The 18,613-nt window shown below is 61.8% G+C and carries 18 protein-coding genes; 15 read left to right on the top strand and 3 right to left on the bottom strand.

Annotated features, from left to right (window positions below; genetic code table 11):
• The first annotated feature begins 45 nt into the window (after nucleotides 1-45).
• The 8 genes from ACOI6Z_RS05940 to hycI are packed head-to-tail and all read left to right on the top strand — an operon-like array spanning nucleotide 46 to nucleotide 7,318.
• A complete protein-coding gene (locus ACOI6Z_RS05940; protein WP_023290796.1) occupies nucleotides 46-654 on the top strand; it encodes a 4Fe-4S dicluster domain-containing protein in 609 nt (202 codons plus the stop codon).
• Complete coding sequence (gene hycC / locus ACOI6Z_RS05935; RefSeq protein WP_065812326.1) at nucleotides 651-2,477, top strand: formate hydrogenlyase subunit 3; 1,827 nt, start codon at nucleotides 651-653, stop codon at nucleotides 2,475-2,477. Before ACOI6Z_RS05940 ends, hycC begins: the two co-directional genes overlap by 4 nt.
• A 2-nt stretch (nucleotides 2,478-2,479) precedes the next feature.
• Nucleotides 2,480-3,403 carry a respiratory chain complex I subunit 1 family protein gene (locus tag ACOI6Z_RS05930; RefSeq protein WP_023290794.1) on the top strand — a complete coding sequence of 308 codons (924 nt, stop codon included), beginning with the start codon at nucleotides 2,480-2,482 and terminating at the stop codon, nucleotides 3,401-3,403.
• Between the two features lie 16 nt (nucleotides 3,404-3,419).
• On the top strand, nucleotides 3,420-5,129 hold the full coding sequence (hycE, locus tag ACOI6Z_RS05925; RefSeq protein ID WP_004205649.1) for a formate hydrogenlyase subunit HycE: 1,710 nt from the start codon (nucleotides 3,420-3,422) through the stop codon (nucleotides 5,127-5,129).
• Between the two features lie 9 nt (nucleotides 5,130-5,138).
• Nucleotides 5,139-5,681: a formate hydrogenlyase complex iron-sulfur subunit gene (locus ACOI6Z_RS05920; RefSeq protein ID WP_023290793.1), complete on the top strand. Its 543-nt coding sequence runs from the start codon at nucleotides 5,139-5,141 to the stop codon at nucleotides 5,679-5,681.
• A complete protein-coding gene (locus ACOI6Z_RS05915; RefSeq protein ID WP_002914891.1) occupies nucleotides 5,681-6,448 on the top strand; it encodes an NADH-quinone oxidoreductase subunit B family protein in 768 nt (255 codons plus the stop codon). The genes ACOI6Z_RS05920 and ACOI6Z_RS05915 overlap by 1 nt, the downstream gene beginning before the upstream one ends.
• On the top strand, nucleotides 6,445-6,855 hold the full coding sequence (locus tag ACOI6Z_RS05910) for a formate hydrogenlyase maturation HycH family protein (RefSeq protein WP_065812325.1): 411 nt from the start codon (nucleotides 6,445-6,447) through the stop codon (nucleotides 6,853-6,855). The genes ACOI6Z_RS05915 and ACOI6Z_RS05910 overlap by 4 nt, the downstream gene beginning before the upstream one ends.
• On the top strand, nucleotides 6,848-7,318 hold the full coding sequence (gene hycI, locus ACOI6Z_RS05905; protein WP_017899636.1) for a hydrogenase maturation peptidase HycI: 471 nt from the start codon (nucleotides 6,848-6,850) through the stop codon (nucleotides 7,316-7,318). The genes ACOI6Z_RS05910 and hycI overlap by 8 nt, the downstream gene beginning before the upstream one ends.
• Nucleotides 7,319-7,329: 11 nt before the next feature.
• On the opposite strand, the gene ACOI6Z_RS05900 is transcribed toward hycI, so the two are convergent.
• From ACOI6Z_RS05900 to ascF, 3 genes are all read right to left on the bottom strand, one after another.
• Nucleotides 7,330-7,623, bottom strand: a complete 294-nt coding sequence (locus ACOI6Z_RS05900) for a SymE family type I addiction module toxin (protein WP_044524503.1) — start codon at nucleotides 7,621-7,623, stop codon at nucleotides 7,330-7,332.
• Nucleotides 7,624-7,803: 180 nt separating this feature from the next.
• The gene (locus ACOI6Z_RS05895; RefSeq protein WP_050533582.1) at nucleotides 7,804-9,228 is read right to left on the bottom strand and encodes a 6-phospho-beta-glucosidase; all 1,425 of its coding nucleotides are present in this window, start codon (nucleotides 9,226-9,228) and stop codon (nucleotides 7,804-7,806) included.
• Nucleotides 9,229-9,254: 26 nt separating this feature from the next.
• The gene (gene ascF, locus ACOI6Z_RS05890; RefSeq protein ID WP_044524499.1) at nucleotides 9,255-10,697 is read right to left on the bottom strand and encodes a PTS cellobiose/arbutin/salicin transporter subunit IIBC; all 1,443 of its coding nucleotides are present in this window, start codon (nucleotides 10,695-10,697) and stop codon (nucleotides 9,255-9,257) included.
• Between the two features lie 65 nt (nucleotides 10,698-10,762).
• On the opposite strand from ascF, the gene ACOI6Z_RS05885 reads away from it, so the two are divergent.
• The 7 genes from ACOI6Z_RS05885 to ACOI6Z_RS05855 all read left to right on the top strand — a co-directional run bounded on the left by ACOI6Z_RS05885 (nucleotide 10,763) and on the right by ACOI6Z_RS05855 (nucleotide 18,558).
• Entirely contained in the window at nucleotides 10,763-10,909 is a 147-nt protein-coding gene (locus ACOI6Z_RS05885) for a hypothetical protein (RefSeq protein WP_156835060.1), read from the top strand.
• A 53-nt stretch (nucleotides 10,910-10,962) separates the two neighbouring features.
• Nucleotides 10,963-11,976, top strand: a complete 1,014-nt coding sequence (locus ACOI6Z_RS05880) for a LacI family DNA-binding transcriptional regulator (protein ID WP_044524497.1) — start codon at nucleotides 10,963-10,965, stop codon at nucleotides 11,974-11,976.
• A gap of 135 nt (nucleotides 11,977-12,111) precedes the next feature.
• The gene (gene hydN / locus ACOI6Z_RS05875; protein WP_004205658.1) at nucleotides 12,112-12,639 is read left to right on the top strand and encodes an electron transport protein HydN; all 528 of its coding nucleotides are present in this window, start codon (nucleotides 12,112-12,114) and stop codon (nucleotides 12,637-12,639) included.
• 8 nt (nucleotides 12,640-12,647) lie between these two features.
• Nucleotides 12,648-14,882: a carbamoyltransferase HypF gene (hypF, locus tag ACOI6Z_RS05870; RefSeq protein WP_065812323.1), complete on the top strand. Its 2,235-nt coding sequence runs from the start codon at nucleotides 12,648-12,650 to the stop codon at nucleotides 14,880-14,882.
• Nucleotides 14,879-15,892 carry a HoxN/HupN/NixA family nickel/cobalt transporter gene (locus ACOI6Z_RS05865; protein WP_048298103.1) on the top strand — a complete coding sequence of 338 codons (1,014 nt, stop codon included), beginning with the start codon at nucleotides 14,879-14,881 and terminating at the stop codon, nucleotides 15,890-15,892. The genes hypF and ACOI6Z_RS05865 overlap by 4 nt, the downstream gene beginning before the upstream one ends.
• Before the next feature lie 352 nt (nucleotides 15,893-16,244).
• Complete coding sequence (locus ACOI6Z_RS05860) at nucleotides 16,245-17,300, top strand: amidohydrolase family protein (protein ID WP_065812322.1); 1,056 nt, start codon at nucleotides 16,245-16,247, stop codon at nucleotides 17,298-17,300.
• Nucleotides 17,290-18,558 (top strand): MFS transporter, encoded by a 1,269-nt coding sequence (locus ACOI6Z_RS05855; protein ID WP_032453870.1) that lies wholly within the window; start codon nucleotides 17,290-17,292, stop codon nucleotides 18,556-18,558. The genes ACOI6Z_RS05860 and ACOI6Z_RS05855 overlap by 11 nt, the downstream gene beginning before the upstream one ends.
• Nucleotides 18,559-18,613 lie beyond the last annotated feature (55 nt).

The following is an 18,613-nucleotide window of genomic DNA, read 5'->3' as shown; positions in this document are numbered from 1 at the left end:
GCAACCTGATTTCGTCAAAAGTGACTTTCACCCGAGGATGACCCGGTGAACCGTTTTGTAATTGCTGACTCCACTGTCTGTATCGGCTGCCGCACCTGCGAAGCCGCCTGCTCTGAGACGCATCGCCAGCACGGCCTGCAGGCTATGCCGCGGCTGCAGGTGATGCGTAATGAAAAAGAATCGGCACCGCAGATGTGCCACCACTGCGAAGACGCCCCCTGCGCCGCTGTCTGCCCGGTAAACGCCATCCAGCGCGTCGATGGCGCCGTCCAGCTCAACGAAAGCCTGTGCGTAAGCTGCAAACTGTGCGGCATCGCCTGCCCGTTTGGCGCGATCGAATTTTCCGGCAGCCGTCCGCTGGATATTCCGGCCAATGCCAATACCCGGCTGGCGCCCCCCGCGCCGCCGGCGCCGGCCCGCGTCAGCTCGCTGCTCGACTGGGTGCCGGGCGTGCGCGCCATTGCCGTGAAATGCGACCTCTGCCACTTCGATGACCAGGGCCCGGCCTGCGTGCGGACCTGTCCGACCAAAGCGCTGATGCTGGTGGATAGCCGTGATATCGCCCAGGCCAGCAAGCGTAAACGCCAGCTGACCTTTAATACCGACCTTGGCGACTTGTCGTTGTTCCAGGCGCAACAGGGGGAGAGGGAATGAGTGTAATTGGATTAGTCAATCAGGCGGTGACGTGGTACGCCGCCAGCGCCGTGCTGGCCTTTGTGTTTGCCATGCGTAAACCGCTCAGCGGCGCCATTGCCGGGATTGGCGGCGCGGTGGCCAGCGCTATGCTGGTGGTTGCCGGCGGCGCCGCGCTGCTGATGCCGGATCGGATCCACGGCGGCATGCTGCAGTTTCTCCATCTGACAATGCGGGTGGGCGGCGTCAATGCCCTGTGGCTGCTGGCCATCGGCCTGTCGGCGCTGCCGGTGTCGCTGTTTAACATTAGCTGGCATCGCCACCCGCAGGTGAAGGCCAACGGCCTGCTGGTCAACCTGCTGCTGGCCGCCGCCACCTGCGCGGTGGTGGTGACCAACATTGGTTCGCTGGTGGTGATGGCGGAGATCATGGCGCTCTGCGCGGCGTTTCTCACCGGCTGCGCCGCCTCCGGTAAGCTGTGGTTTGCGCTGGGTCGTCTCGGCACGCTGTTGCTGGCATGGACCTGCTGGCTGGTGTGGTCGACCTACGGCACCCTCGAGCTGGCGCAGATCAATCTCCAGGCGGTGGATATGATGCAGAACCCGCTGCTGTGGCTGCCGGGGCTGGCGGGATTCGCCCTGCTGGCGGGGGCGATCCCGCTGCACGGCTGGGCGCCGCAGGCTCACGCCGGGGCCAGCGCGCCGGCCGCCGCGCTGTTTTCCACTGTGGTCATGAAGGTCGGTCTGTACGGCATGTTAACCGTTTCGCTGGCCGGCGGCGTGCCGCCGCTGTGGTGGGGCGTGATGCTGCTGGTGCTGGGGATGATCACCGCCTTCATCGGCGGGCTGTATGCGTTGATGGAGCATAACATTCAGCGCCTGCTGGCCTATCACACCCTGGAGAATATCGGCATCATCCTGCTGGGGCTGGGCGCCTTCGTTACCGGCGTGGCCACCCGCAACAGCACGCTGATGGTGCTGGGCTTCATCGGCGGCATGTATCACCTGATTAACCACAGCCTGTTCAAAACTACGCTGTTCCTCGGCGCCGGGGCGGTGTGGTTCCGCACCGGCCATCGCGATATCGAGAAGCTGGGCGGCATCGGTAAAAAAATGCCGCTGATCTCCCTCGCCATGCTGGTGGGGCTGATGGCGATGGCGGCTTTGCCGCCGCTGAACGGCTTCGCCGGCGAGTGGGTCATCTACCAGTCCTTCTTCAAAATGAGCACCAGCGACCTGTTTATTGGCCGTCTGCTGGGGCCGCTGCTGGCGGTGGGCCTGGCGATCACCGGCGCGCTGGCGGTGATGTGTATGGCCAAAGTCTATGGTGTCACCTTCCTCGGCGCGCCGCGGAGCAAAGAGGCGGAAAACGCCACCTGCGCCCCCTGGCTGATGACCCTGAGCGTGGTCATGGCGGCGGTCTTCTGCCTCGTTGGCGGCATCGCCGCGCCGTGGCTGCTGCCGCTGGTGAGCGGCGCCTTTCCGCTGCAGGCCCAGGTATCGAGCGTGGTGTCGCAGCCGATGATCGCGCTGCTGCTTATCGCCTGCCCGCTGCTGCCGTTCCTGCTGATGATCTTCTTTAAAGGCGATCGCCTGGCGGCGCGCTCGCGCGGCGCGGCCTGGGTCTGCGGCTACGATCACGAACAGTCGATGGTGGTCACCGCCCACGGTTTCGCCATGCCGGTGAAAGAGGCCTTTGCGCCGCTGCTGAAGCTGCGTCACTGGCTGAACCCGGTGCGTCTGGTGCCGGGCTGGCAATCGGCCTCGGCGCCGGCGCTGCTGCGCGGAATGGCGCTGGTTGAGCTGGCGGTGCTGGTGGTGATTGTCATTTCCCGAGGAGCCTGAGAATGAGTCTGTTAATTGCATTGCTACAGGCGCTGGCGCTGTTTGCCGTCGCGCCGCTGTTATCCGGGATCGTCCGCGTCGCCCGCGCGCGGCTGCATAACCGCCGCGGACCGGGCGTGCTGCAGGAGTATCGGGATATCCTGAAATTGCTGGGCCGCCAGAGCGTCGGTCCCGACGCCTCGGGCTGGGTGTTCCGCCTGACGCCGTACGTCATGGTGGGCGTGATGCTGACCATCGCCACCGCCTTGCCGGTGGTGACGGTGGACTCTCCGCTGCCGGTGCTTGGGGATCTCATCACCCTGATCTACCTGTTCGCCATCGCCCGTTTCTTCTTCGCGATTTCCGGTCTGGACACCGGCAGCCCGTTTACCGCGCTGGGCAGCAGCCGCGAAGCGATGCTCGGCGTGCTGGTGGAGCCGATCCTGCTGCTGGGCCTGTGGGTCGCCGCGCAGGTGGCGGGCTCCACCCATATCAGCAGTATCACCGACACCCTTTATCACTGGCCGGCAGCGCGCAGCATTCCACTGATTCTGGCGCTGTGCGCCTGCGCCTTCGCCACCTTTATCGAGATGGGCAAATTGCCGTTCGATCTGGCGGAAGCGGAGCAGGAGCTGCAGGAGGGGCCGCTTTCCGAGTACAGCGGCAGCGGCTTTGGCATCCTGAAGTGGGGCATCAGCCTCAAACAGCTGGTGGTGCTGCAGATGTTTGTCGGGGTCTTTTTCCCGTGGGGCCAGATGACCAGCTTCAGCGTCGGCGGCCTGCTGCTGGCGCTGGTGGTGGCCGTCGTCAAGCTGGTGGTTGGGGTGTTGATCATCGCGCTGTTTGAAAACAGCATGGCGCGTCTGCGCTTCTGTGCCACCTCCCGCGTCACCTGGGCCGGGTTTGGTTTCGCCTTTTTAGCTTTCGTCTCCTTGCTGGTGGCGTGATTAAGAGAGTTTGAGCATGTCTGAAGAAAAAATCGGTCAACACTATCTTGCGGCGCTGCACCAGGCCTTTCCGGGCGTGGTGCTGGACGAAGCCTGGCAGACCAAAGATCAGTTAACCATCACCGTGAAGGTCAATTACCTGCCGGAAGTCGTGGAGTTTCTCTACTACCAGCAGGGCGGCTGGCTGTCGGTGCTGTTCGGTAACGATGAACGTAAGCTGAACGGCCACTACGCGGTCTATTACGTGCTGTCGATGGAGCAGGGCACCAAATGCTGGATCACCGTGCGTGTGGAGGTGGATGCCAACAAACCGGAATACCCATCGGTGACGCCGCGCGTGCCGGCGGCGGTGTGGGGCGAGCGCGAAGTGCGCGATATGTACGGCCTCGTGCCGGTTGGCCTGCCGGACGAACGCCGTCTGGTGCTGCCGGACGACTGGCCGGACGAACTCTATCCGCTGCGTAAAGACAGCATGGACTATCGCCAGCGTCCGGCGCCGACCACCGACGCCGAAACCTACGAGTTCATCAACGAGCTGGGCAGCAAGAAAAACAACGTGGTGCCGATCGGCCCGCTGCACGTCACTTCCGATGAGCCCGGCCACTTCCGCCTGTTCGTTGACGGCGAGAACATTATCGATGCCGACTACCGTCTGTTCTATGTCCATCGCGGGATGGAGAAGCTGGCGGAAACCCGCATGGGTTATAACGAAGTCACCTTCCTGTCGGACCGGGTGTGCGGCATCTGCGGCTTCGCCCACAGCACCGCTTATACCACCTCGGTGGAGAATGCGATGGGCATCGTGGTGCCGGAGCGGGCGCAGATGATCCGCGCCATTCTGCTGGAGGTGGAGCGCCTGCACTCGCACCTCCTGAACCTCGGTCTAGCCTGCCACTTCACCGGCTTCGACTCCGGCTTTATGCAGTTCTTCCGCGTGCGCGAAACCTCGATGAAGATGGCCGAGATCCTCACCGGCGCGCGGAAAACCTACGGTCTGAACCTAATCGGCGGGATCCGCCGCGACCTGCTGAAAGAGGACATGATCCAGACCCGCCAGCTGGCGCAGCAGATGCGTCGCGACGTGCAGGAGCTGGTGGATATGCTGCTCAGCACCCCGAACATGGAGCAGCGTACTGTCGGCATTGGCCGTCTGGACCCGGAAATCGCCCGCGACTTCAGCAACGTTGGCCCGATGGTGCGCGCCAGCGGCCACGCCCGCGACACCCGCGCCGATCACCCGTTTGTCGGCTACGGCCTGCTGCCGATGGAAGTCCACAGCGAACAGGGCTGCGACGTCATCTCCCGCCTCAAGGTGCGGATCAACGAGGTTTATACCGCGCTGAACATGATTGATTACGGTCTCGATAACCTGCCGGGCGGTCCGCTGATGGTGGAGGGCTTCACCTATATTCCGCACCGCTTCGCGCTGGGCTTCTCAGAAGCGCCGCGCGGGGATGATATCCACTGGAGCATGACCGGCGACAACCAGAAGCTGTACCGCTGGCGCTGCCGGGCGGCGACCTACGCCAACTGGCCGACTCTGCGCTATATGCTGCGCGGCAATACCGTTTCCGATGCGCCGCTGATCATCGGCAGCCTTGACCCGTGCTACTCCTGTACCGACCGCATGACCGTGGTCGATGTCCGCAAGAAGAAGAGCAAAGTGGTGCCGTACAAAGAGCTGGAGCGCTATAGCATCGAGCGTAAAAACTCGCCGCTGAAATAAGGAATCGCCATGTTTACCTTTATCAAAAAAGTCATCAAGACCGGCACCGCGACGCACGCCTATCCGCTGGAGCCGATGCCGGTAGATAAAAATTTCCGCGGCAAGCCGGAGCATAACCCGCAGCAGTGTATCGGCTGCGCGGCCTGCGTGAACGCCTGCCCGTCGAACGCCCTGACGGTAGAGACCGATCTGGCCACTAACCAGCTGGCGTGGCAGTTCAACCTCGGACGCTGCATCTTCTGCGGCCGCTGTGAAGAGGTCTGCCCGACGGCGGCGATTAAGCTGTCGCCGGAGTATGAGCTGGCGGTGTGGAAGAAAGAGGATTTTCTCCAGCAGTCGCGCTTCGCTATCTGCCACTGCCGGGAGTGCCAGCGGCCGTTCGCGGTGCAGAAGGAGATCGACTACGCCATCGCGCTGCTCAAGCATAACGGCGACACCCGCGCCGAGCTGCACCGCGAAAGCTTCGAAACCTGCCCGGAATGCAAGCGCCAGAAATGCCTGGTGCCGTCCGATCGTATTGAACTGACCCGCCACATGAGGGAGGCCAGCTGATGAGCACTTTACTTGGCCCACGCGATGAAAACGGCATTCCGGTGCCGATGACGGTGGATGAATCCATCGCCAGCATGAAGGCCTCGCTGCTGAAGAAAATCAAACGTTCCGCCTACGTTTATCGCGTCGACTGCGGCGGCTGTAACGGCTGTGAAATCGAAATTTTCGCTACCCTTTCACCGCTGTTCGACGCGGAACGCTTCGGGATTAAGGTGGTGCCTTCGCCGCGCCATGCCGATATCCTGCTGTTTACCGGGGCGGTGACCCGCGCGATGCGCTCCCCGGCGCTGCGCGCCTGGCAGTCGGCGCCGGATCCAAAGATTTGTATCTCCTACGGCGCCTGCGGCAACAGCGGCGGCATCTTCCACGACCTGTACTGCGTCTGGGGCGGTACCGATAAAATCGTACCGGTCGATGTCTATATCCCGGGCTGCCCGCCGACGCCCGCCGCCACCCTGTACGGCTTCGCCATGGCCCTCGGCCTGCTGGAGCAGAAAATTCACGCCCGCCTGCCGGGCGAGCTTGACGAACAGCCGACCGAGCTGCTGCACGCCGATATGGTGCAACCCCTGCGGGTGCGCATCGATCGTGAAGCGCGCCGTCTGGCGGGCTATCGCTATGGTCGGCAGATTGCCGACGACTATATGCGTCTGCTCGGCCAGGGCGACAGCCAGGTGCTGCGCTGGCTGGAGGCGGAGAAAGATCCACGTCTGACCGAGATCGTCACCCATCTCAACCAGGTGGTCGAGGGGGCGCGTATCCGATGAGCGAGACGGTGGTGTTCAGTCAGCTGAGCCGTAAATTTATTGATGAGAACGACGCCACGCCGGATCAGGCGCAGCAGGTGGTCTATTACAGCATGGCGATTGGCCACCACCTCGGCGTTATCGACTGTCTTGAGGCGGCGCTGAGCTGCCCGTGGGACGCGTATCTGGCATGGATCGCCACCCTTGAGGCCGGCAGCGTCGCGCGGCGCAAAATGGAGGGGGTGCCGAAGTATGGCGAAATCGTCATCGACAGCAGCCATGTGGCAATGCTGGCCAACGCCTTTGATAAAGCGCAGTCCGCGCAGACCCCGCAGCAGCAGGCGTGGAGCAAAACAATGCTCAGCATGCTGCATGATATTCACCAGGAAAGCGCCATCTACCTGATGGTGAGGAGATTACGTGACTGACGTTTTACTCTGTGTCGGCAACAGTATGATGGGCGACGACGGCGCCGGCCCGCTGCTGGCGGAAATGTGCGCGGCGAACCCGGCCGGCCAGTGGGTGGTCATCGACGGCGGCAGCGCGCCGGAAAACGACATCGTGGCGATCCGCGAATTACGCCCCGAACGCCTGCTGATCGTCGATGCCACCGATATGGGCCTAAACCCCGGCGACATTCGCGTCATCGACCCCGACGACATCGCCGAGATGTTTATGATGACCACCCATAACATGCCGCTCAACTATCTGGTCGATCAGCTGAAAGAGGACGTCGGCGAAGTGATCTTCCTCGGCATTCAGCCGGATATTGTCGGTTTTTATTATCCGATGACCCAGCCGGTGAAAGAGGCCGTTGCCCGAGTGTACCAGCAGCTGGCAGGCTGGCAGGGCCACGGCGGCTTTGCCCGGCTGGAAGCCGCAGACGATTAACCCTGCGGTGCTCAGGGCTCCCCGACGGCGGGCGACTGACCGGCCGGGAGCCCCGTTACCGGCGGCGCCAGCTCAAGATTCTCTATCACTAATTTACCGGGCGACACCGAGACTCTGACCTGCGTGCCGACCGGGAATCCCGCCTGCTCCAGCCAGTCGCCGTTCAGGCTCAGCGCCGCATGGCGGGTGTAGCGCCGCGTCTCCCGCGTTTTGCGGTTCTCATGGCGTTTTCTGACATATCCCACGGTTAACTGGCGAATGGCCCTGGCGATCCCTCCGGCTGCGGTGGTGTGCTGTGCGTTCATGATGTGCTCCTTGCTGAAGATACCCCTGAAAACATACTGGATAAAATACCAGTTGTTGTGAACGGGAGGCAAACCAGAAACTGGAATCAGGCTCGAGAAAAAAACATGTAATAGATGCAACAGAAAGCAGCGCCCGTCCCCCGGTTAGCGCGGAGAGACGGGCGAGCGCGGGAGACGCGCTTAGTCGAGGTCGGCGCCGTTGCTGGCTATCACCTTCTGGTACCAGAAGAACGACTTTTTACGCCTGCGCGCCAGCGTGCCGTTGCCGGCGTCGTCGCGATCGACATAGACAAAGCCGTAGCGCTTGCTCATCTCGCCGGTTGACGCCGAGACCAGATCGATGCAGCCCCAGCTGGTGTAGCCCAGCACCGGAATACCGTCGCCGATGGCATCGCGCATCGCCTTGATGTGCTCGCGCAGGTAGCTGATGCGATAGTCGTCATTGATCTCCCCCCTGGGGTCAATCTCGTCCCGGGCGCCGAGCCCGTTTTCCACCAGGAACAGCGGTTTCTGATAGCGGTCGTACATCATGTTCATGGTGATGCGCAGGCCCAGCGGGTCGATGCCCCAGCCCCATTCGCTGGCCGGAATGTGCGGGTTCTTCAGCGATTTGACGATGTTGGCGGCATTGGTGTTGCTGGCGTTCATCTCCGCCGAGGCGCAGCGCGAGGCGTAGTAGCTAAAGGAGACGAAATCGACGGTGTTTTTGAGGATCTCATCATCGCCCGGCTGCTTCGCAATGGTGACCCCCTTTTCCCGGAATACCCGCGCGGCCCATACCGGGTAGGCGCCGCGCGCCTGGACGTCAATAAAGAACAGGTTTTCGCGGTCCTTCTCCAGCGCCATCCATACATCTTCCGGCTTGCAGGAGTAAGGGTAGAAATTACCGCCCGCCAGCATGCAGCCGACCTGATTCTGCGGGTTTATCTCGTGGGCGATTTTTGTCGCCAGCGCGCTGGCCACCAGCTCGTGATGCGCCGCCTGGTACTTCACCTGCTCCTGGTTTTCTCCCTCTTCAAACACCAGCCCGGCGCCGGAGTAGGGGCTGTGCAGCATGATGTTGATTTCATTGAAGGTGAGCCAGTATTTCACCAGACCGTCAAAAGCTTCAAAGCAGGTGCGGGCGTAGTGGCTGAAGAAATCGACCATTTTGCGGTTGCGCCAGGAGCCGTACTCCATCACCAGATGCATCGGCACGTCAAAATGGCACAACGTCACCAGCGGCTCGATACCGTGCTTTTTGCACTCCTCGAACAGCGAACGATAGAAGGCGATGCCCTGCGGATTCGGCTGCTGCTCGTCGCCGCGCGGGAACAGGCGGCTCCAGGCGATGGAGGTGCGAAAGACGCTGAACCCCATCTCCGCCATCAGGGCGATATCTTCCTTGTAGCGGTGGTAGAAATCGATCGCCTCGTGGCTGGGGTAGAATTCGTCTTCGCGAAGCGTGAAGCGCTTCTCCAGGCCTAATTTTACCGGCAGACGGTGGGCGCCGTGGGGGAGGGTATCCACGGTGGCCATCCCTTTCCCCCCTTCGCGCCATGCGCCTTCTGACTGGTTGGCGGCCAGTGCGCCGCCCCATAAAAATCCCTGTGGGAAACTCGCCATGCGTTACCTCGTTATTAATGGTGTGTTCAGGCGTGGGTTGCCTGGGCCTGGGCCTGGCGCGCTCGGGCGTCGGCGGCGGCCTGTTCAACGGGAATATCTTCAAAGCCGAGGATCAGCGTCAGGGCAAACGACAGCACTACCGACAGCGCCATCACGCCAAACACCCAGACGATGGTCATTGGATTGGCTGGATCGAAAAACTGCACGCTGGTGAACAGCCCCGGCGCCGCCATCGAGTGGCTGGCCAGTCCGGCGATGCCCGCCACCGCGCCGCAGATAAAGCCGCTGATTAAGCTGGCGATCAGCGGGCGTTTCAGGCGCACCGCCACGCCGTACAGCGCCGGTTCGGAAATACCGGCCAGAATCGCCGATGCCGCGGCGGCCAGCGCCGTCTGGCGCAATTCCGGGTTTTTCGTTTTCCACGCCACCGCCAGCGACGAGCCGCCGAGCGACAGGTTGGCGCCGATCTCCGACGGCATTACCATGCCCTCTTTGCCGGTTTCGGCGATGGTCTGAATGATGGTCGGCGTAAAGACCCGGTGCATGCCGGTCATCACCAGCAGCGGCCACAGCCCGCCCATAATCGCCACCGACAGCCAGCCGAGATAGCTGTGGATCGTATAGACCAGTGCGGAAATGGCGCTGCCGATCCAGATGCCGAGCGGGCCAATCAGCAGGATCGCCAGCGGGGCGGCGATCAGCACGATCAGCATCGGCTTAAGGAAGTTTTTCGTCACCGCCGGGGTAATGCGATCCACCCAGCGTTCGATATACGACAGACACCAGGTCATCACCAGCGCCGGGATCACCGTGTAGGTGTATTTCACCGCGGTCACCGGAATAAGGGCAAATTCGACGTGTTCGCCCTGGGCGGCTTTGGCCATTAATTCGATAAACCCGGGATGCACCAGCACCCCGGCGATAGCGATGGCCAGCGACATATTGGTTTTGAATTTCACCGCCGCGGAGGCGGCCACCATCAGCGGCAGGAAGAAAAACGCGCCGTCGCCGATAAGCGTCAGGAGGGTCAGCGTCGGCGAGCCTTTCGGCAACGCGCCGCTCATCTCAAGGATCATCGCCAGCAGCTTGACCATCGATCCGCCGATAATCGCCGGGATCAGCGGCGACATGGTGCCGATCAGCGCGTCGAGGATCCCGGCGCCGATGCGTTTCAGGGTGACCGGCGCTTTGCCCTGCGGCTCGACCGGGCGCAGGTCGCCAGGCAGCAGATTCACTACCTCGCGATAGGCCTGAGAGACCGTGTTGCCGATGATCACCTGGCACTGATTATCGCTGCGCACGACGCCGAGCACCCCGGTCAGGCCTTTCAGGGTAGGGCTATCGACCTGTTCGTTGTCTTTGACCACGAAGCGCAGACGCGTCATGCAGTGGGTCACGGCGACGACGTTATCGACTCCGCCTAATGCCGCGACTATCTGTTGCGCCAGGGCTGCATAATTTTTCGACATCGGATTTTATCCTGTTTATCAATAGGGTACTGATCTGTTACCGCGCCGCATCGTCGGGCGATACCATGCTTTATAGGAAACCGGTTCCACAAAATCATGGTGAGTTTCATTTGATTGCACAAGAAATAAAAAAAGATGATCTCATTTTTGTGATTTTGATCGCGAAGCGTCGCGGCGAGCAGGATCGCGGTGGTGAGCAGGGGGTGCTGTAAAAGCCAGAAACGTGCAGTACACTGCCTGCAACTTTTGCAACAGGAAGAATCACATGGCAACGATGCTGGAGGTCGCAAAGCGCGCGGGGGTATCGAAAGCGACCGTGTCGCGGGTGCTGTCGGGCAACGGCTATGTCAGCCAGGAGACCAAAGACCGGGTGTTTAAGGCGGTGGCGGAGAGCGGCTACCGACCGAATCTGCTGGCGCGCAACCTGGCGACCAAAACCACGCAAACCCTTGGCCTGGTGGTGACCAACACCCTCTACCACGGCGTCTATTTCAGCGAGCTGCTGTACCACGTGGCGCGGATGACGGAGGATAAAGGGCGACAGCTGATCCTCGCCGACGGCAAGCACAGCGCGCAAGAGGAGCGGGAAGCGATCCAGTATCTGCTGGATCTGCGCTGCGATGCGATCATCATCTACCCGCGCTTTCTCACCGTCGACGAGATGGACGAGATCGTTGAGAACCACTCGCAGCCGATCATGGTGCTGAACCGCCGGCTGCGCCGCCACGCCAGCCACTGTGTCTGGTCCGATCAAAAAGCGTCGGCGATGCGGGTGGTGGAGCGGCTGATTGCCCTGGGTCACCGAGATATCGCCTTTATTACCGGCTCCCTTGACTCGCCCACCGGCGTCGAGCGCCTTGCCGGCTATAAAGACGCGCTGGCTGGCCACGGCATTCCCCTCAACGAGGCGCTCATCGCCGAAGGGCGCTGGACGCCGGAAACCGGCGCGGCGGCGGTGGAGAGCCTGCGTCAGCGCGGGGTGACCTACAGCGCGCTGGTGGCGAGCAATGACGATATGGCCATCGGGGCGATGAAGCAGCTTCACCAGCTGGGCGTTAAGGTGCCGGAGCAGGTCTCGGTGGTGGGGTTTGACGATATTGTGCTGGCGCCGTACATGGTGCCGTCGCTCGCCAGCGTCCGGGTGCCGGTGACGGAGATGATTAAAGAGAGCATTAATCGCCTGATATTTATGCTCGATGGCGGGGAATTCAATGTTCAGCAGAGTTTCCCCGGGGCGCTGATCGAGCGTGAGTCGCTGGTGTCAGGTCCCTGCGCCTGACGTCGTCAGCTGTCATCGTCACTACTGACGATGACAGCGCGCTAAGCATTAAATTTTACTTATTATCAATAAGATAAAAACTGGAACGTATTATGCATACTCCGGCGCCTAACCCTCTTACTGCTGGAGAAATGGATGAACCGTTTCATTATCGCCGATGCGAGCAAATGCATCGGCTGTCGCACTTGCGAAGTAGCCTGCGTGGTCTCCCATCAGGAACATCAGGACTGCGCCTCCCTGACGCCGCACACCTTTCAGCCGCGTATTCACGTCATCAAAGGGGTCAATGTCTCCACGGCCACCGCCTGCCGTCAGTGTGAGGACGCCCCGTGCGCCAACGTCTGCCCGAACGGCGCCATCAGCCGCGATAAAGGCTTTGTTCATGTGATGCAGGAGCGCTGCATCGGCTGCAAAACCTGCGTCGTCGCCTGCCCGTACGGGGCGATGGAGGTAGTGGTGCGGCCGGTGATCCGCCATAGCGGCGCCGGACTGAACGTCGTGGCGGAAAAAGCCGAAGCCAACAAGTGCGATCTCTGCTTCCACCGCGACAGCGGCCCGGCCTGCATGGAGGTCTGCCCGACGCACGCCCTGGTCTGCGTAGACCGCAACAAGCTGGAGCAGATGAACCAGGAAAAACGTCGCCGCACGGCGCTGGCCTGGTAAGCTCAGGCATGAACGGGGTGCAAATCCGCATTCGCGGTAAAGTGCAGGGGGTGGGGTTCCGCCCCTTTGTCTGGCAGCTGGCTCAGGGGCAGGCGCGCTGCGGCGATGTCTGTAACGACGGCGACGGCGTGCTGGTGCGGCTGGCCGGGGACGATGATGGTTTTACTGCCGCCCTCGCTGCCCACTGCCCGCCGCTGGCGCGGATCGACAGCCTCGTCTGCGCCCCTTATCGCTGGGCGGCTCCGCCGCAGGATTTCACCATCCGCGAGAGCGGGGCGGGACGGATGCGCACCCAGATCGTGCCCGATGCCGCGACCTGCCCGGCGTGCCTCGCGGAGATGAATGATCCCCGGGCGCGCCGCTACCGCTACCCCTTTATCAACTGCACCCACTGCGGGCCGCGGTTAACCATTATTCGCGCGATGCCTTACGACCGGCCATTTACCGCGATGGCGCCGTTTCCGCTCTGTCCGCCCTGCGAGGCGGAATACCGCGATCCTGCCGATCGCCGGTTTCACGCCCAGCCGGTGGCCTGCCCCGACTGCGGGCCGCGACTGGAATGGCGGGCGCAAGGGGAAACGCTGGACGGCGAGGCGGCGCTGCAGTCGGCTATCGCCCGGCTGGCGGCGGGCGACATCGTGGCGATAAAAGGCGTCGGCGGCTTTCATCTGGCCTGCGACGCCGGCAACCCCGCTGCCGTTGCCACACTGCGGGCGAGGAAACACCGTCCGGCGAAACCGCTGGCGGTGATGCTGCCCTCTGCGGCGGGGTTACCTGCCGACGCCGCGGCGCTGATGGGCTCCCCGGCGGCGCCCATCGTACTGATTAGCAAAGCGCAGGTCTCCGGCCTGTGCGACGAGATTGCGCCAGGGCTTGCGGAAGTTGGGGTGATGCTGCCGTCTAATCCGCTGCAGCATTTGCTTCTGCAGGCGCTGGCGCGCCCTATCGTGATGACCTCCGGCAACCTTAGCGGCCGCCCGCCGGCGTTAAGTAATACTCAGGCGCTCAACGACTTAGTCGACATCGCCGACGGCTTTTTGCTCCATAACCGCGACATCGTGCAGCGGATGGATGATTCGCTGGTGCGCTCGAGCGGAGAAATGCTGCGCCGCGCCCGGGGCTATGTCCCGGATGCGCTACCGCTGCCGCCGGGTCTGGAGAAGGTTCCGCCGCTGCTGGCGCTGGGCGCGGACATGAAAAACACCTTCTGCCTGGCGCGCGGGGGCGAAGCGGTTCTCAGCCAGCACTTTGGCGATCTTGGCGAGGAGGGCGTCGAGCAGCAGTGGCGCAGTGCGCTACAGCTGATGCAGAACGTCTACACCTTTATGCCGCAGCGGGTGGTGGTTGACGCCCATCCCGGCTATCGCTCGACGCAGTGGGCGGCGACTCTGCCGCTGCCGGTAGAGACAGTGCTGCATCACCATGCTCACGCCGCGGCGTGCCTGGCGGAGCACCGCTGGCCGCTCGACGGCGGAGACGTCATCGCCCTGATCCTCGACGGAATCGGCATGGGGGAGAACGGCGCGCTATGGGGCGGGGAGTGCCTGCGGGTTAACTATCGCCAGTGCGAACATCTCGGCGGGTTGCCGGCCGTTGCGCTGCCGGGCGGCGACCTGGCGGCGCGTCAGCCGTGGCGTAATCTGCTGGCTCAGTGCCTGGCCTTTATCCCTGACTGGCAGGATTACCCGCAGACCGGTACGCTGCGCCAGCGCAACTGGCCGCTGCTGGCGCAGGCCATCGATCGCTGCATTAACGCGCCGCGCGCCTCGTCCTGCGGACGGCTGTTTGATGCCGTCGCCTGCGCGCTGGACTGCGCCCCGGAGAGCCTGAGCTATGAGGGCGAGGCGGCCTGTCGGCTGGAGGCGCTGGCCGCCAGCTGCTCCGGCGTCTGCCATCCGGTCACGCTGCCGTGGCGCGGCAATGCGCTGGACTTAGCCACCTTCTGGCGACAGTGGCTGCGCTGGCAGGCGACCCCGGCGCAAAAAGCCTGGGCATTCCATGACGCCCTGGCCAGCGGACTGGCGGCGATGGCCCGCGACTGCGCCACCGCCCGCGGCATCGACACGATGGTCTGCAGCGGCGGAGTGCTGCATAACCGCCTGCTGGCGGCGCGATTGACCTTTTATCTGGCGGATTTTACTCTGCTGTTTGCGCAGCAGTTGCCGGCCGGCGACGGCGCAATCGCCTATGGTCAGGCGGTGATCGCCGCCGCCCGCGGACAGGCTCAAGGAACACAACAATGATAATGACAGTTTTACGCCAGCAGCCGCGCGCTGCGGGACTGGTGCTGGGGTTGATCGCGGCGAACCTACTGGCCTGGTGCTGGGCGCTGCAGGCCTTTGGCGACAGCGGCGCGCTGATGGCCGCCAGCCTGCTGGCCTGGGGCTACGGTCTGCGCCACGCGGTGGACGCCGACCATATCGCGGCGATTGATAACGTCACCCGCAAGATGATGCAACAGGGGCGGCGGCCTTTCGCCGTCGGGGCCTGGTTCTCGCTGGGCCACTCGTCGATTGTGGTGCTGGCCTCGGCGGCGATTGCCGCGACCGCCACGGCCTTCAGCGCGCAGATGAGCTGGCTGCACGACACCGGCAGCGTCATCGGCACCGCGGTGTCGGCGCTGTTTCTGCTGGCGATGGCCTTTATCAACCTGGTGATATTGCGCAGCGTCTGGCGCAGCTTTCGGGCGTGGAAGCGCGGTGAGCCGGTGAGCGACGAGATCGTCAGCGGCGGCGGGGTGATGAGCTGGCTGTTTGGCAAAACCTTTCGTCTGGTCAGCCGCAGCTGGCAGATGTACCTGGTCGGTTTCCTGTTCGGCCTCGGGTTTGATACCGCCACCGAAATCGGCGTGCTGGGCATCTCCGCCGCCGGCGCGTCGAGCGGGATTTCCGTCTGGTCGATTATGGTCTTCCCGGCGCTGTTCGCCAGCGGCATGGCGCTGGTGGACACCCTCGATAACGTGCTGATGGTCGGCGCCTACGGCTGGGCGTTCAGCAAGCCGCAGCGCAAGCTTTACTACAACATGACCATCACCGGCACTTCGGTGGTGGTGGCGCTGTTTATCGGCGGCCTGGAAGCGCTGGGTCTGCTGATGGATAAGTTTGCGCTCAGCGGCGGAATATGGCGCTGGGTCGGGGTGTTAAACGACAACCTCGGCGACGCCGGGTTTGTGGTGGTCGGGCTGTTTGTCGCCTGTTGGGCGCTGTCGGTGCTCAACTATCGCTGGCGCGGCTACGATAATCTGGCGCGTTAGGTTCAGCATTTTCCCGGCTTGCGCTGCGCTAAGCCGGGCGACAACAACTGTCCGGCGGCGCTACGTGGGCCTGCGTGGCGTATGCTGCCCGCACTGTTTTACGCAGGAGCCTGCTGCTCGTGGTGAGGCATTGTATCGGTGTCTCTCAGGCTGATTTTTAACTTCTTGAAAACATATTAATTTCTGTTAGCCCCTCCCTTCCCCCGCTTTTAACGACCTTATACATCTGTGATTCACCTCTTATTTACATCATTTAAACCAATCGTTAACTGGATAAAAACACGGCAGCCTCGTTATAGTAGTTTTGTAAAATAAAACACTGTTGTACAGGGTAAAACAAAACGAGGTGTTCATGGAGATCGTTACCGCGCCGCACCTTGCGGTCAGAAACGAGTGGCTTGCGTTACATCGTGAAGCGCCATTACAACCCGAGCTGCCCATCATTGATGCGCATCATCATCTTTGGGATCGGCAAACCGGCCGCTATCTCACCCATGAGTTCAGCGACGATATCCAGACCTCAGGGCATCGCGTTGTCTCATCGGTCTATGTGCAATGCCGCTCTATGTTGCGTCGCGACGGGCCGGAGACGCTTAAACCGCTTGGTGAAATCGAGTTTGCCAGCGGTATCGCCGCGATGTTCGCCAGCGGTCATTATGCAAACGCGCTCGGATGCGAAGCCATCATCGGCGGGCTCAGTTTACTGGCGGGGGACGCGATGCAGCCTGCCATTGAGCGCGCGATAGCGTTATCCGGCGGGCGGCTGCGTGGGATGCGCAATCCGTTGGCCTGGCATCCCGATCCGCGGGTAACCTCCAGCCCGGTTACGCCACCGGCAGGCCTGGCGCAGAGCGCTCCGTTCCGCCGGGGCGCTGCCTGTCTCGCGAGGCATGCATTGTCGCTCGATGTATGGGTTTACCACACGCAGCTGGAGGAGATTGCCGATCTGGCGCGGGAAATACCAACGTTACAGATTGTGATCGATCACTGCGGCGGGCCGGTCGGCGTTGGACCCTGTTCAGAACGGGATCCGGACATGTTTCAGCAGTGGCGAAACGGTATGCGACGTCTGGCGGAACTGCCGAACGTATGCGTAAAAATTAGCGGCTTTGGGATGACGGTCAGGGGGTTTCACTTCGCAGCGGCAGAGACGCCGCCGGATTCGCAAATGCTGGCACAGGCATGGATGCCGTGGTTTGAGACCATCGTTTCTCTTTTCGGTGCCGAACGCTGCATGTTCGCCAGCAACTTTCCCGTCGATAAAGGCATGTTCAGCTACGGCGTTTTCTGGAACGCCTGCAAACGCCTGGCGCAACAGGCGTCCCCTGACGAACAGGCGCAGTTGTTCTGGCGTACCGCCGCAACCTGTTATCGGTTAACCTCTGTGGAGAATAGCAATGACCAGTAAAAGCGAGCTAAATCAATTTACTGCGACTAAAGCGACGCCTGACGCATTGCCACAACGCGTCGCTGAGAGGCGGACGCTGGCGCTGGGCGGCCTTGGCTGGACATTTGAAAGCTACGACTCCTTTCTGCTTTCATTGCTGTTGCCAGTGCTGGGCGTGGTGTTCGGTATTAATAAAGCCGAGCTTGGGCTGTTTATCAGCGTCACGGCCGGGGGGCAGATTATTGGCGGGATCCTGTTTGGTTTTATCGCCGATAAAATTGGGCGTGTGAAAACGGCGCTGATCTGTATCGCCATCTATTCACTCTTTTCCGGCCTGTTAGCCTTTACGCACGATCAACAACATTTCGCGCTTTTACGTTTTTGCGGCGCGCTGGGTATGGGCGGAATGTGGACCTCGGGCGCGGCGCTGATTGCTGAAACCTGGCGACCTGAACGGCGCGCGCGCGGCGGCGCGCTGATGCAAATGGGTTTACCTGTTGGCGCTATTCTGGCTATCAGCCTGACGGCAATCGTCAGCTCGGTTAACGGCGGCCTGGAGCAGGGTGCATGGCGCTATCTGTTTATGATCGGCGCGCTGCCGGTATTCATTATGAGTGTGGTCGCCTGGTTCACACCGGAATCGCAGGTTTGGCTTGCTCGTCAACAGGCGAAGGCGACGAGTCGTCAACCTGCCGTCAAGCTGGGTAAACAGAATCTGCGAGGTCTGCTGTTGGCCTTTGTCTTTATCTTTTTTATTCAGTATCTGTTCTGGGGCGTATTTACCTGGACACCCACCTATCTGCGGGAAGTCAAACATCTGGATTTTTTGCACAGCCTGAAGTTTGTACTTGCGCTGCAGGCTGGGGCCATCGCGGGTTTTCTGGTGTTTTCGGTGCTGGCGGATAAGTGGGGACGCCGTCCGATGTTCCTGATTTATCTGTTAACCGGCGCCATTGCCGTCGCGCTGTACCTTGTGACCACGCAACCCTTCATTCTGATGGTGGCGATTTTCATGGCCGGTTTCGGGGTTAACGGTATTTTTGCGGGCTCGGGACCCTTCCTGGCGGAAATCATCGGAGACACCTCATCCCGGGGCTTCCTGATGGGGCTCGCCTATAACGGAGGCCGTCTGGGCGGATTTATTGCGCCGTTACTGATTGGCGCTGTCGCCAACGCTGGCGGTTTCACCGCGGGACTGGCGACGACCGTGGTTGCTTTCCTTGCGGCGATGCTGGTGGTGTGGCGAGCGCCGGAAACCAGAGGCATCAAGCTAAAGTAACTTATTTCATCTCTACATCGTTTTCCTGATAAACATAATGAAACCCTGCGAGGAA

Source organism: Klebsiella sp. C239 (genome assembly GCF_048822715.1).
Taxonomy (GTDB): domain Bacteria; phylum Pseudomonadota; class Gammaproteobacteria; order Enterobacterales; family Enterobacteriaceae; genus Klebsiella; species Klebsiella quasipneumoniae.
Note: the sequence above shows the minus strand (reverse complement) of the source record. Positions and strands in the feature narration are given on the sequence as shown.